This is a genomic window from Streptomyces sp. NPDC052721, from assembly GCF_040678315.1.
In the GTDB taxonomy this organism is placed as follows: domain Bacteria; phylum Actinomycetota; class Actinomycetes; order Streptomycetales; family Streptomycetaceae; genus Streptomyces.
The window spans coordinates 36,223-49,543 of sequence record NZ_JBFATL010000048.1 but is presented as its reverse complement, the minus strand read 5'-3'; the positions used below and the strand labels follow the sequence as shown (position 1 = coordinate 49,543).

Genomic DNA, 13,321 nt, shown 5'->3' with positions numbered 1-13,321 from the left:
CATACCTTCTTTTCTCGCAGGCTAAGACCGGTTCCCGGGGGTGGGCATGCTCCATGTGGGCGTTGTCGGCGGCCCCCGTTGTCCGCCGTGGACATAGCCCGGCCGGGCGGGTACGGACCCTTACGGCCACGTAAGCGGTGAACTCCCCTTGCCGGGGCGTTAGATTGACTCGCTGACGACGGACGGAACGGCTGGTCAGGGGGCAAGGTCGATGGACAGCGACGCGACGCGCGACAGACGCGGCACGCACGCGAACCCGCTACCGCGCCCTATGGCGGCGCCGGAGGGGGCGGTAGCACCGCCCATGCCACCCGGGGTGCCGCCGATGCCCGACGGGTCGGCCTTCCTGACGTGGCTGCGCGCCCCCAGGCCGCAGGCGGCACCTGGAATCTGGCGATTCCGTTATCGGCCACGGCCGGAGGTCGAACCGAAGGAGACACCCACGCGGCAATTGCTGGGTGGGGCCGTGATCGCGCTCCTCTGCGGGTGGCTGCTGTGTTCTCTGCTGTGGAACGGCTATCTCGGCGACTTCTGGCAATGGCCGTGGTACGTGCTCGCGCCGGATACCTGGGTGAAGGGTGAAGCCGGCCAAGTGGGTGGGGTCGCATCGTGGCTGTACACGTGGCTGGTGTTCGGTGCGATCTTCGCGTTGTTCGGAAAGATCGGCCACTGGGGTGAGCTCTGGCGCCGCTACGGCGGTCCCCTTCTGCGCGCCACCGTGCCCGCACTGCGTTCGGCCGTGCCAGCCGGCCGCGGCACCGTTCCCACCGCCGACGCACCGCCCACCCCCGAACAAGACCCCGCCGAATGGCCGCAGTTGCGGCAGGCCGGGGCCTATGAGGCTGCTGAGCGGCTTGCTGCCGAGGCGAAGGCCGGGCTCATGCGGGATGTGGATCACGCGCGGATCAGCAGGGCCTGGCAGGCCGTGCGGTCCGGCCGGCACAGCCTGGCCACCTTCACCGGCGCCGTTCTGAAGGACGGCGCCGCCGCCTGCCCGCACCCCTCCGGCGAACGCGACCTGCCCGCCCGGCACGCCCGCCACGACCTGCTCACCGGCCAGGTCCGGCTCGGCACCACCGCCGACGACCCCCGCAACCCCTACCACTACCGCGGTGCCGGCCTCGCCCTCGGCCCCGACCTGCTCGGCACCTCCCTGCTCGCCGTCGGCCCGGCCGGCTCCGGGAAGACCGGTGCCGTGGTGCGACCGCTCGCCGAGTCGCTGTGCCTGCACGCCCTGGCCGGCCGCGCGTCGGTCGTGGTGGTCGGCGCGGCGGGCGCCGGGCTCGGCCCGGCCGAGGACTACGACGTCGTCGTCCGCGTCGGCCACCCCGAATCCGTGTACGACCTGGACCTCTACGGCGGCACCACCGACCCCGACGAGGCCGCCGCCATACTCGCCGAGGCCCTCGTCGGCGACCTCGCGGACCCGCACCCCGGCAGCGACAGCCGCCGCTCCACCACCGTCCTCGCCCAGCTGCTCGGCCCGTTCCGCGCCGTCCACGACCGTTTCCCCTCCGTACCGGAGCTGCGGCAGCTGCTCGACGGCGCCCCCGGCTCGCTGGCCGCGCTGCGCAAGGGCCTGACCGACACCGGGCACGCGTCCCTGCTCAGGGAACTCGACGCACGGGAGCGGCAGATGGCCCACCCGGGCGACGTCGGCACGGTCCTCGCCGACCGGATCGCCCTGCTCGACCGGCCCGCCTTCGCCGCCTTCTTCGACACCTCCGGACAGAGCCGGCCGTTCTCCCTGAAGGCTCTCGACCACCCGGTCCGGGTCCGCATCGACCTGCCCCAGCGCGGACACGCCGACGCCTCCCGGATCCTGGCCCGGCTGGTGCTCGCCCAGTTCACGGCCTGTGTGACGGTCCGGGAGGACCGGTCGCTCTTCGCCTGCCTGCTGCTCGACGACGCCTCCGGGGTCGTCACCCCGGAGGCCGTACGCGGCATCCAGCGGCTGCGCAGCGCCAACGCCGGCACGGTGCTCACGCTGCGCACCCTGGACGACGTACCCCGGCCGCTGCGCGGCCCGCTGCTGGGCGCCACGGGCTGCCGGATGGCGCTGTCCGGGCTCACCCCCTGGGACGGGCAGGACTTCGCCGAGGTGTGGGGCAAGGAGTGGACCGAGACCCGGGACGTCACCGACCGGCAGATCATCGCCGAGACGCCGGCCGGCAAGGCCGTGCACATGCTGCGCCGGGTCATCACCGGCCAGGCGCCCACCGCCCGTGCCGTCACCGTGCGGCAGGTCGAGCGGGAGCGGTGGTCGGCTTCCGAGTTGGCTCATGGGGTGCCGCCGGGGCATGCCGTGTTGTCGTTGACCACCGTGGAGGGGGAGCACGCGCCGCCGTTGCTGGTGGATCTGCGGGGGTGAGGAGCCAGCGCGGGGTCGTACGGTGAGGCAGAATCGGGGTGGGCCGTTCATACACGACGGCCAAAAGATCACCGGGATCGACGGATCTCCCTCACCGTGAAGGCCCCATGCCCCCGACTCTCGCCTCGCTCGTCCACCACTCCGCGCTGAAGCTGACCGTGCGCGCGGGCGAGGACCGCCTGGACGTGCCCGTCCGCTGGGCGCACGTCAGCGAGCTGGCCGACCCCGTGCCCTACATGGAGGGCGGCGAGCTGCTGCTGATCACCGCGCTCAAGCTGGACGCGGAGGATCCGGAGGCCATGCGGCGGTATGTGCGGCGGCTGGCAGGCGCCGGTGTCGTCGGGCTCGGGTTCGCCGTCGGCGTGAACTACGAGGAGATCCCGGACGCCCTCGTCGACGCCTGCGCGGAGGAGGGGCTGCCGCTGCTGGAGGTGCCCCGCCGCACCCCCTTCCTCGCCATCAGCAAGGCCGTCTCCGCCGCCATCGCCGCCGACCAGTACCGGGCGGTCACGGCAGGCTTCGCCGCCCAGCGGGAGCTGACCAAGCAGGCACTGAACACCGGCCCGGAGGGGGTGCTCAGCGCGCTCGCCGCCCAGGTCGACGGCTGGGCGGCGCTGTACGACGCCTCGGGTGCCGTCGTCGCCGCCGCGCCGGAGTGGGCCGGCCGCCGCGCCGCCCGGATCACCGCCGAGGTCGAACGGCTGCGGGAGCGGCCCGCGCCCGCGTCCTCCGTCGTCGGCGGGCCCGAGCACGAGGACCGGGTGGAGCTGCACAGCCTCGGCACCGGCCGCCGCCCGCGCGCCGCGCTCGCCGTGGGGACGGCCGCCGCGCTCGGCACCGCCGAACGGTACGCCGTCCATTCCGCCATCGCCCTGCTCACCCTCACCACCGAGCGTTCCCGCTCCCTGCACGCGGCCGAGCAGCGCGTCGGTGCGGCGGTGCTGCGCATGCTCCTCGCGGGCGAGCCCGACCACGCCCGGGCAGTCGCCGGGGACCTGTACGGCGGGCTGCTGGACGCCCCGTTCCGGATGATCGTCGCCGAGTCCGTCTCCGGCCCGGCGGGCGAGCCGCTGGGCGAACTCGCGGAGACCGTGGAGAGCGCGGCGGCGCGGGCCGGGGAGGCCGTGCTGGTCGTGCCCGAGGGGGAGCGGCTGGTCGTGCTGGCCGCCGACGAGGGCGCGGCGGTGGCCGCGTGCGCCGCGTACGCGGCGGCGCGGGAGGCCGACCGGGCGGTGTCCGAGCAGGGGCGTGCGGAGGAGGACGCGCTGGTCGTCGGGCTGTCGGCGCCCGCCGGGCCGATCGCGGCGGCAGCGGCGTACAAGCAGGCCGAGCAGGCGCTGTCGGTGGCGCGGCGGCGGGGGCGGGTGTTCGTGGAGCACGAGCAGCTGGCCGCCGGGTCGGTCCTCCCACTGCTGGCCGACGACGCGGTGAAGGCGTTCGCCGACGGGTTGCTGCGGGCGTTGCACGAGCACGACGCGACCGGCCGGGGGGACCTGGTCGCCTCCCTGCGGGCGTGGTTGTCGCGGCACGGGCAGTGGGACGCGGCGGCGGCCGATCTGGGGGTGCACCGGCACACCCTGCGGTACCGGATGCGGCGGGTCGAGGAGATCCTCGGGCGCAGCCTGGACGATCCCGACGTGCGGATGGAGCTGTGGCTCGCCCTGAAGGCGACGTCCACGGAGTAGTGCGGAGCGCCGAGTAGTCCAATCAGTAGTGCCTGGTCCGTCCACTGCTACGACTCGGACAAACGTCCCCCGGCCGCCCCCGCCCTACCGTGGACCACGCAAGCCAAGCGACACACCCCCAACGCGGAAGGGCCGGGACTCGTACATGACTTCCACCCATGCCTTCTGGCTCGCCGGCCGCCAGGCCACCGGCGAGGACACCTTCGACGTCACCTCCCCGTGGGACGGCCGGCTCGTCGGCAAGGTCAGCGTGCCGACCGACGCCCAGGTCGAGGAGGCCGTGGCCGCCGCGTACGCCGTCCGCGAGGACTTCGCCGCCACCCCGGCGCACGTCCGCGCCGCCGCGCTCGACCACGTCAGCAAGCGGCTGGCCGAGCGCACCGAGGAGATCGCCCAGCTGATCTCCGCCGAGAACGGCAAGCCGATCAAGTGGGCCCGCGGCGAGGTCGGCCGTGCCGTCTCCGTGTTCCGGTTCGCGGCGGAGGAGGCCCGGCGGTTCAACGGCGGAGAGGCCCAGCGGCTCGACACCGACGCGGGCGGCCAGGGCCGGCTCGCGCTCACCCGCCGCTTCCCGAAGGGTGTCGTGCTCGGCATCGCGCCGTTCAACTTCCCGCTGAACCTGTGCGCCCACAAGGTCGCCCCGGCGATCGCCGCCGGCGCCCCGATCATCCTCAAGCCGGCCCCGGCCACCCCGCTGTCCGGCCTGATCATCGGCGACCTGCTCGCCGAGACCGACCTGCCGGCCGGGTCGTGGAGCATCCTCCCGGTGCCGAACGACAAGATGCCCGCCCTCGTCCAGGACGAGCGCCTGCCGGTCATCTCCTTCACCGGTTCCGAGAAGGTCGGTTACGCGATCATGGACTCGGTGCCGCGCAAGCACTGCACGCTGGAGCTGGGCGGCAACGGAGCCGCGGTCGTCCTCGGCGACTACGCCTCCGACGCCGACCTGGACTGGGCCGCGACCCGCATCGCGACGTTCTCCAACTACCAGGGCGGCCAGTCCTGCATCTCGGTGCAGCGTGTGATCGCCGACGCCTCCGTGTACGACCGGCTGCTGCCGCGGATCGTCGCCGCCGTCGAGGCGCAGGTCACCGGTGACCCGTCCGACCCGAAGACCGACGTCGGCCCGCTGGTCAGCGAGGACGCCGCCCGGCGCGTCGAGTCCTGGGTCAAGGAGGCGGTCGAGGCCGGCGCCACCCTGCTCACCGGCGGTGACCGCGACGGCGCCTCCTACGCGCCGACCGTGCTCACCGACGTACCGGCCGATGTGAAGCTGTCCTGCGAGGAGGTCTTCGGGCCCGTCCTCACCGTGCAGAAGGTCGACGGCGAGGCCGAGGCGTTCGCCGCGGTCAACGACTCCAAGTACGGCCTCCAGGCGGGCGTGTTCACCCACGACCTGCAGGTCGCCTTCCGTGCCCACCGCGCCCTGGAGGTCGGTGGTGTGGTGATCGGCGACGTCCCGTCCTACCGCGCCGACCAGATGCCGTACGGCGGCGTCAAGCAGTCCGGCGTGGGCCGCGAAGGCGTGCGGTTCGCGATGGAGGACTACACCTACGAGCGCGTGCTGGTCCTCACCGGTCTCGCGCTCTGACCTGCCACGGACAGGTCAGGAACAGAACGGCCGCAGCCCACTGTGCGGGGGCTGCGGCCGTTCGCCGTTCCCTCTGGGCCGTTCCCTCTCGCTGAGGCAATCCAAAAGGGCTCCGCGGACGTACAGGAAGTAGGGCCGCACCCCTGAGGGAAGGAGGAGGGCCATCATGCGAGCATCACGCGCGAGGCGCCTCTTCGCGGTGTCCGCGGCCGGCCTGGTGATGGCCGGCGGCGCCGCGATCGGCGCAGCAGGCACAGCCTCGGCGGCAGCTCCTGCCGTGCCCACCCGGGTCACCAGCGAATGGTGCTGGGGCCACCACGGCTGGCGCTGCTTCGACCATCGCTTCGACCACGGCTTCGGTCATCGCTTCGACCACCGCTTCGACAACGGAGGTGTCGTGATCATCGTGGTCCGCTAGCGGTGACAGGACAACGTCCCCCCACTGGCCGATGGGAGCCGTAGGGGCCCGGCGCCGCTGCCTTCCGGTGCCGGGCCCCTGCCGGGTGCCGGTCTCCTTCGGACCCTCAACCGGAGAAGCCGACGTGCGCGAGCCGCAGCGGGCCGCGCAGCCTGAGGTGGACGTCGTGGACGCCGTCGGTGACCAGCCCGGCGGTCACGTCCGTGTACGCGTACGGGCCGTCGGTGGGCGTGTCCGGGGTGAGCGCCGCCAGCACCGGGCCGCCGTCCAGGGCGAGTTCCAGGGTGCCCTCGCCCGCCACCCGCGCGGTCACCTCGCGGGCGCCGGCACCGAAGTCGCAGCCGCGGTAGACCAGTTCGGCCGTTCCGTCGTGGGCCGGGGTCACCGCGTCGCCCGCCGTCTTCGTCAGGTCCACGATGGCGACACCGGACTGCTCGTCGAAGTCGGCGCCGGCGAGGCCTCGTTCGAGCACCGGGCGGGGAGCCGGGGGCCGGCCGCCGACGTGGAGGGTCGTCCGCAGGCGCACGTCCTCGCTGGACGCGCCCAGCAGGAGTTCGTACGGGCCCTCTTCCAGGCGCCATCCGCCCTCGGCCACGTCCCAGAACTCCAGTGCGCGGAGCGGGACTTCGAAGGAGACGGCGGCCGTCTCGCCCGGGGTGAGCGTGATCCGGCGGTGGGCCAGCAGCTCCCGGCGCGGGCGGGGCACCGACGGGTCCACCGCCCGGCCGTAGAGCTGGACCACCTCGTCCGCCGTCCGGTCGCCGGTGTGGGTGACCGTGCAGCCGACCCGCACCGAGTCCGCCTCCACCCGGGCCGTCAGGCCGGCGTAGGCGAAGGACGCGTACGACAGGCCGTGGCCGAACGGGAAGAGCGGGGTGCCCTCGAAGTAGAGATAGGTCTGGCGGCTGCCGATGACGTCGTAGTCCAGCAGGTCGGGCAGGTCGGCGTCGGAGGCGTACCAGGTCTGGGGCAGCCGGCCGGCCGGGGAGACGTCGCCGGCCAGTACCCGGGCCAGGGCCGTGCCCACGGCCTGGCCGCCGTGCGCCGTCCACAGCACGGCCGGCAACCGGGCCGCGTCCACCGCGTACGGGTACGCCGACACCAGCACCAGCACGGTGCGCGGGTTGGCGGCGCGGGCCGCGCGCAGCAGCCGTAGCTGGTGCTCCGGCAGCAGGAGGGTCGTACGGTCCTCGGTCTCCCGGCCGTGGATGTGCGGATCGTTGCCCGCCACCACCACGACGACGTCCGCCCCGCCCGCCGCCCGGGCCACGGTCTCCTCGCCGCGCTCCACCGTGACGACCTCGAAGACGTCGCCCCTGTCGCCAACCTTCACCCCGTCGGCGGCGACCCGCACATGACGACCGGTGCCCAGGTGCTTGAGGAGGTGACCGCCACGGTGCGGTTCCAGGCGGAACGTCTCCTGGACGATCCAGCCGCCGGGCTGGTCGGCGGAGGCGCGCAGGTAGCCGTCCTCGGCGACCGAGAGATAGCGGCCGTCGGGGGCGCGCAGCGTCAGCACGCCCTCGCCCCAGTCGGCCAGCGCGAACTCGCTGCCGGTCGCGTCCGTGGTCAGCGGCGGCAGATCGGTACGGCCGGAGAGCAGAGCGGGGTCCAGCGCGCCCTCGGCGCCGCGCGCCCGGTCGGGGGCCCCGGCCGGCGGCACGGACAGGAACGCGCCCGCCGCCGTGCGCAGCCGGACGCGGTCCACGCCCTCCGCGAACTGCACGCGCTCGGCTCCGAACCGCTCGTACAGGCCCTCCAGGGGAGTGGAGCGGTGGATCAGGCTGCCGCTGTACCAGTCGAGCTTGCACTCGTCGGCGAGCAGGCCGACGACCGCGATCCGGGTGTCGGGGGCGAGCGGCAGCAGGTCGTCGTCGTTCTTCAGCAGGACGATCGCCTGCTCGGCGGCCTGTCGCGCCAGCTCCCGGTGGGCGGGGGTGTCGAACGCGCCGGTGGCCGTGTGCGGATCGTGGCGCGGGTCGAACTCGCCGAGCCGGAAGCGGACGGACAGCTGGCGGCGGACCGCGGTGTCGAGGTCCGCCTCCGTCAACAGTCCCTTCGCCAAGGCTCCCTTGAGGCGTGCGGTGATCGGGGAGGGGTCCGTGCCGTGGTCGGTGAAGCTGTCCACGCCGGCCAGCAGGGCCGCGGCGGTGGCCTCCTCGTGGGTGTCGAAGTAGTGCTCGGCGTCGACCAGGTTGGAGGGCGCGCCCGCGTCCGAGCAGACCAGCAGCTCCTCGTCGGTCCAGGTGCGCAGCTGCTCGCGCAGGTACGGGGAGACGTGGTTGGGGCGGCCGTTGACCAGGTTGTAGGCGGGCATCACCCCGGCCACCGCGCCCGCCTCGACCGTCTCCTTGAAGGCGCGCAGGTCGTACTCGTGCAGGACGCGCGGGCGCACGGACGCCGACGAAATGGCCCGGTCCGTCTCGTTGTTGTGCGCGAGCCAGTGCTTCAGCACGGGCGCGGTACGCCAGTACAGAGGATGCTCACCGCGCAGGCCGTGGGTGTACGCCGTGGCGATGGCCGAGGTGAGCTTGGGGTCCTCGGAGTAGCCCTCCTCGTTGCGGCCCCACAGCGGGTGGCGCAGCAGGTTGACCGTCGGGGACCAGACGTTGAGGCCGACCCGGTCGTCGCGGGCGCGCATCGCCCGGGCCTCCCTGGACACCGCTTCGCCGACGCGCCGCACCAGGTCCGGGTTCCAGGTCGCGCCGAGGCCGACCGCCTGCGGGAACACCGTGGCCGGGCCCATCCAGGCCACCCCGTGCAGGGCCTCCTGGCCGGTCCGCCAGGCGGCGATGCCGAGCCGTTCCACGGCGGGCGTGTACTGGTGCAGGAACGAGATCTTCTCGTCCCGGGTGAGCCGCGCCAGCAGGTCGTCGATGCGCTTTCCGAACGGCAGGTGCGGATCGCGTAAAGGCGGCGTGGACGGCGAGTCAACGGTCACGAGCGGTTCCCCTTGCGGTGCAGCGAGACGGCGTTTTCGAAGCGCTTCGATGCTCAGTCGACCGAAGTGGGAGTGTCAAGGTGCCGGTCCGAAAACGGACCGACTTTCCACCGGCACGCCCCGGCATGGGCAACTCGCGGCGGACGTACCGAAGATCGGAGGAATCTTGGGGACGACCCTTGTGCGCCCCATGTGTTCACTTAACCTCGCAGCGGCGTCGAAGCGCTTCGACTGCCTGTGCCTGTCACGGCAGCGCGCTTCCGCTCAGCCGGATCCACTGTGACGGCCGCCCCACTCCAGCGCCCCGTCCCGCTCCCGACGACAGGCTGGTTCACGGCGTGCTCCTGAAGCCGGGAGTGCGGACAGGACAGCGGGCAGAGGTGTGCCCCGTACGGGGGCGTGACCGGCGGGCGGTCAGGGCGCGGCCGGTGCCGGTCCCGAACTCGCCCGTACCGTCAGCTCGGGCGTGAGCAGCACGACCTCGTCACCGCCCCGCCCGTCCAGCTTGGCTACCAGGTGCTCCACCGCCTGCCGGCCCATCTCCTGGGCGGGGATGGCGACCGAGGTCAGCCGTACGGAGGCCTGGACGGCGACCTGGTCCGGGCAGATCGCGACCACGGACACGTCCTCGGGCACGGCCCGGCCCTGCTGGCGCAGCAGCGCGAGCAGCGGTTCCACCGCCGACTCGTTCTGCACCACGAACCCGGTCGTTCCGGGCCGCTCGTCGAAGATCCGGGCCAGGGTGAGGGCCAGGGCGTCGTACCCGCCCTCGCAGGGCCGGTGGAGCACCCGTACGCCCGTCTCCCGGGCGCGGGCGCGCAGTCCGTCGAGGGTGCGCTCGGCGAAACCGGTGTGCCGCTCGTAGACCGCCGGGGCCTCGCCAATGACAGCGATGTCGCGGTGTCCGAGTCCCGCCAGATGCTCCACGCACAGTGCGCCGGTCGCGCTCCAGTCCAGGTCCACGCAGGTCAGCCCGGTAGTGTCGGCGGGCAGACCGATGAGCACGGAGGGCTGGTCGTCCCCCGTTCCCGGCTTCGCTCCGGGGGTACCCCCGCCCCGCAGCAGCGGCAGCCGCTCGTCCTCCAGCTCGACGTCCATCAGGATCATCGCGTCGGCGAGCCCGCTGCCGGTGACCCGGCGCACCGCGTCGGGCCCCTCCTCGCCGGTGAGCAGCAGGACGTCGTAGCCGTGCGTCCGGGCGGTGGTGGCCACGGCGATGGCGATCTCCATCATCACCGGCACGTACATGTCGGTGCGCAGCGGGACCATCAGCGCGATGATGTTGGAGCGTTTGCCGGCCAGGGCGCGGGCACCCGCGTTCGGGTGGTAGCCCAGCTCCCGGATGCTCTGCTCGACCCGCCGGCGGGTGGTCGCGGAGATGGACCGCTTGCCGCTGAGGACATAGCTCACCGTGCTCGCCGAGACTCCGGCGTGCTGAGCGACCTCGGCGAGGGTGACCATCCAGCTCTCCAAGCTTTGTGAAGCGCTTCGACGCTGCGCATGACCGACAAGAGGGGTGAGGGTGGGTTTGACACTAGCTTCAGGCGGGCCGAGGTGTCCATAGGCTGTCGAAGCGCTTCGACAGCCTCTCCCGGGAGCACGCGAAGCGCCCCGCTGACCCTACACACCCCCACCCGGCGCTCCGGCGGGGCTTTCGGCCGTTCGGCCGCGCGAGGGGTGGTGAGGTCGGCCCGTTTCGGGTACCAACGATCCAGTAGCACTGGTCGGTAACGAACGGTCCCATTCGTCCCCCTTCGCGGCGAGGTGAGCCTGAATGTCCGCCACCACCACCCCACGCACCACCGTCACCGAGCGCGAGGCCCGCCAGGTGGCGGAGGCCGCCCGGCAGCAGGACTGGCACAAGCCCAGCTTCGCCAAGGAGCTGTTCCTCGGGCGCTTCCGGCTCGACCTCATCCACCCCCACCCGCTGCCCGACGACGAGTCCGTGCGGCACGGCGAGGAGTTCCTGTCGAAGCTGCGCGCTTTCTGCGAGACGGCGATCGACCCCGCCCGGATCGAGCGCGAGGCCCGCATCCCCGACGAGGTCGTGGCGGGCCTGAAGGAACTCGGCGCCCTCGGCATGAAGATCGACCCCAAGTACGGCGGTCTCGGCCTCACCCAGCTGTACTACAACAAGGCGCTCGCCCTGGTCGGCTCCGTCAGCCCCGCCGTCGGCGCGCTGCTCTCCGCGCATCAGTCGATCGGCGTACCGCAGCCGCTGAAGCTGTTCGGCACCCAGGAGCAGAAGGACGCCTTCCTGCCCCGCTGCGCCCGCACCGACATCTCCGCGTTCCTGCTCACCGAGCCGGACGTCGGCTCCGACCCGGCCCGCCTCGCCACCACCGCCGTACCCGACGGCGACGATTACGTGCTCGACGGCGTGAAACTGTGGACCACCAACGGGGTGGTCGCCGACCTGCTCGTCGTCATGGCCCGGGTGCCGAAGTCCGAGGGGCACAAGGGCGGCATCACCGCGTTCGTCGTGGAGGCCGCCTCCGAGGGCGTCACGGTGGAGAACCGCAACGCCTTCATGGGGCTGCGCGGCATCGAGAACGGCGTCACCCGCTTCCACCGGGTGCGGGTGCCGGCGGCCAACCGCATCGGCCCGGAGGGCGCCGGACTGAAGATCGCGCTCACCACCCTCAACACCGGCCGGCTGTCCTTGCCCGCGATGTGCGCCGGAGCCGGCAAGTGGTGCCTGAAGATCGCCCGCGAGTGGGCGGCCGAGCGCGAGCAGTGGGGCAAGCCGGTCGCGCTGCACGAGGCGGTCGGCTCCAAGATCAGCTTCATCGCCGCCACCACCTTCGCCCTCGAAGCCGTGCTCGACCTGTCCTCGCAGATGGCCGACGAGGACCGCAACGACATCCGCATCGAGGCCGCCCTCGCCAAGCTCTACGGCTCCGAGATGGCCTGGAAGATGGCCGACGAACTGGTCCAGATCCGCGGCGGGCGCGGCTACGAGACGGCAGAGTCGCTGCGGGCGCGCGGCGAGCGGGCGGTCCCGGCCGAGCAGATCCTGCGCGACCTGCGCATCAACCGCATCTTCGAGGGCTCCACGGAGATCATGCACCTGCTGATCGCGCGGGAGGCCGTGGACGCGCATCTGTCGGTCGCCGGTGACCTCATCGACCCCGACAAACCGCTGTCCGCCAAGGCGAAGGCGGGCGCGAACGCGGGCGTCTTCTACGCCAAGTGGCTGCCGAAGCTGGTCGCCGGCCCCGGTCAGCTGCCGACGGCGTACGGCGAGTTCAAGCACGGCATCGACCTCTCCGGGCACCTGCGCTACGTCGAGCGCACCGCCCGCAAACTCGCCCGCTCCACCTTCTACGCCATGTCCCGCTGGCAGGGCCGGATGGAGACCAAACAGGGCTTCCTCGGCCGGATCGTGGACATCGGAGCCGAACTGTTCGCGATGAGCGCGGCCTGCGTCCGCGCCGAGCGGCTGTGGCGCGAGGGCGAACACGGCCGCGAGGCCTACCAGCTCGCCGACGCCTTCTGCCGCCAGGCCCGCATCCGGGTGGACGAACTCTTCGACCGGCTGTGGACCAACACCGACGACCTGGACCGCAAGGTGGTCAAGCACGTCCTCGGCGGGGCATACACCTGGCTGGAGGAGGGCATCCTCGACCCCTCGGGGGAAGGACCGTGGATCGCCGACGCGACCCCCGGACCCTCGGCCCGCGAGAACGCCCGCCGTCCCTTCGGGAGCTAGCAGTACGTGTCGCTCGGATCCCGCGTCGTCCAGGAGCAGGTGTCGACCTTGCTGCCGCTCGCCTTGGTCAGCGTGGCCGTGTCCTTGTCGTTGTTCCAGACGTAGGCGCGGCGGTCCTGGTACTTGTCCGACGTGGTGTCCGAGCCGCTGCCGGTGTGCACCTTCAGGTACTTCCCGGCGCCGATCCTGACGTTCCCGAAGACGTACTTGTGGTTGGAGGCGTCCTTCAGCACCCACCCCTTGAGCGAGACCGCCGAGCCGCTGGTGTTCTTCAGCTGCACCCACTCGGCGTTCAGGCTCTTGTTCGAGCGGTTGTCCGAGCCGGGGCTGTCGAACCACACATGGTGGATCTTCACGCCCCCGGCGGCCTCGGCCGGGGTGCTGAGCAGGGTGCCGGTGAGCAGGGCCGCGCCGGCGAGGGCGGGCAGGGCGGCGCGTATGCGCACAGTACGCATGGAGAGATCCCCCCAGGATGTCGTCCGTGAAGTCCGGCCGGGCCGGTCGGCGACCGGCCCGGACTGAAGTGTTATCACATGATCTTCACGGCGACTTCACGATGCCGCCGAACGCACCCGCCCGAGGGACGCGCTGTCCGGACCGTCA

The 13,321-nt window shown here is 72.5% G+C and carries 8 protein-coding genes; 5 read left to right on the top strand and 3 right to left on the bottom strand.

Annotated elements, in window-relative coordinates; translation table 11 throughout:
* Window positions 1-211 precede the first annotated feature (211 nt).
* The 4 genes from AB0L21_RS33420 (at window position 212) to AB0L21_RS33405 (ending at window position 6,065) form a co-directional block, all read left to right on the top strand.
* Window positions 212-2,371, top strand: coding sequence for an ATP-binding protein (locus tag AB0L21_RS33420; RefSeq protein WP_365788093.1), 2,160 nt, complete (start codon window positions 212-214; stop codon window positions 2,369-2,371).
* 107 nt (window positions 2,372-2,478) lie between these two features.
* Window positions 2,479-4,056 carry a PucR family transcriptional regulator gene (locus tag AB0L21_RS33415; RefSeq protein ID WP_365708905.1) on the top strand — a complete coding sequence of 526 codons (1,578 nt, stop codon included), beginning with the start codon at window positions 2,479-2,481 and terminating at the stop codon, window positions 4,054-4,056.
* 145 nt (window positions 4,057-4,201) lie between these two features.
* A complete protein-coding gene (locus tag AB0L21_RS33410; protein ID WP_365708907.1) occupies window positions 4,202-5,647 on the top strand; it encodes an aldehyde dehydrogenase family protein in 1,446 nt (481 codons plus the stop codon).
* A 166-nt stretch (window positions 5,648-5,813) separates the two neighbouring features.
* Window positions 5,814-6,065 (top strand): hypothetical protein, encoded by a 252-nt coding sequence (locus AB0L21_RS33405; protein ID WP_365788092.1) that lies wholly within the window; start codon window positions 5,814-5,816, stop codon window positions 6,063-6,065.
* Window positions 6,066-6,171: 106 nt separating this feature from the next.
* On the opposite strand, the gene AB0L21_RS33400 is transcribed toward AB0L21_RS33405, so the two are convergent.
* Both AB0L21_RS33400 and AB0L21_RS33395 read right to left on the bottom strand, forming a co-directional pair.
* Window positions 6,172-9,006, bottom strand: coding sequence for a glycoside hydrolase family 3 C-terminal domain-containing protein (locus AB0L21_RS33400; protein ID WP_365788091.1), 2,835 nt, complete (start codon window positions 9,004-9,006; stop codon window positions 6,172-6,174).
* Between the two features lie 414 nt (window positions 9,007-9,420).
* A complete protein-coding gene (locus AB0L21_RS33395) occupies window positions 9,421-10,467 on the bottom strand; it encodes a LacI family DNA-binding transcriptional regulator (protein ID WP_365788090.1) in 1,047 nt (348 codons plus the stop codon).
* A gap of 313 nt (window positions 10,468-10,780) precedes the next feature.
* Here AB0L21_RS33395 and AB0L21_RS33390 point away from each other — a divergent pair, with 313 nt between their 5' ends.
* A complete protein-coding gene (locus AB0L21_RS33390; RefSeq protein WP_365788089.1) occupies window positions 10,781-12,718 on the top strand; it encodes an acyl-CoA dehydrogenase family protein in 1,938 nt (645 codons plus the stop codon).
* Here AB0L21_RS33390 and AB0L21_RS33385 read toward each other — a convergent pair.
* Window positions 12,715-13,173: a lamin tail domain-containing protein gene (locus tag AB0L21_RS33385; protein WP_365708917.1), complete on the bottom strand. Its 459-nt coding sequence runs from the start codon at window positions 13,171-13,173 to the stop codon at window positions 12,715-12,717. The two genes, AB0L21_RS33390 and AB0L21_RS33385, sit on opposite strands and share 4 nt — an antisense overlap.
* Window positions 13,174-13,321 lie beyond the last annotated feature (148 nt).

Excerpts from the sequence above, each read along its gene's own strand:
- AB0L21_RS33420 (WP_365788093.1), top strand. The coding sequence starts at position 212 with ATGGACAGCGACGCGACGCGCGACAGACGCGGCACGCACGCGAACCCG.
- AB0L21_RS33415 (WP_365708905.1), top strand. The coding sequence starts at position 2,479 with ATGCCCCCGACTCTCGCCTCGCTCGTCCACCACTCCGCGCTGAAGCTG.
- AB0L21_RS33410 (WP_365708907.1), top strand. The coding sequence starts at position 4,202 with ATGACTTCCACCCATGCCTTCTGGCTCGCCGGCCGCCAGGCCACCGGC.
- AB0L21_RS33405 (WP_365788092.1), top strand. The coding sequence starts at position 5,814 with ATGCGAGCATCACGCGCGAGGCGCCTCTTCGCGGTGTCCGCGGCCGGC.
- AB0L21_RS33395 (WP_365788090.1), bottom strand. The coding sequence starts at position 10,467 with ATGGTCACCCTCGCCGAGGTCGCTCAGCACGCCGGAGTCTCGGCGAGC.
- AB0L21_RS33390 (WP_365788089.1), top strand. The coding sequence starts at position 10,781 with ATGTCCGCCACCACCACCCCACGCACCACCGTCACCGAGCGCGAGGCC.
- AB0L21_RS33385 (WP_365708917.1), bottom strand. The coding sequence starts at position 13,173 with ATGCGTACTGTGCGCATACGCGCCGCCCTGCCCGCCCTCGCCGGCGCG.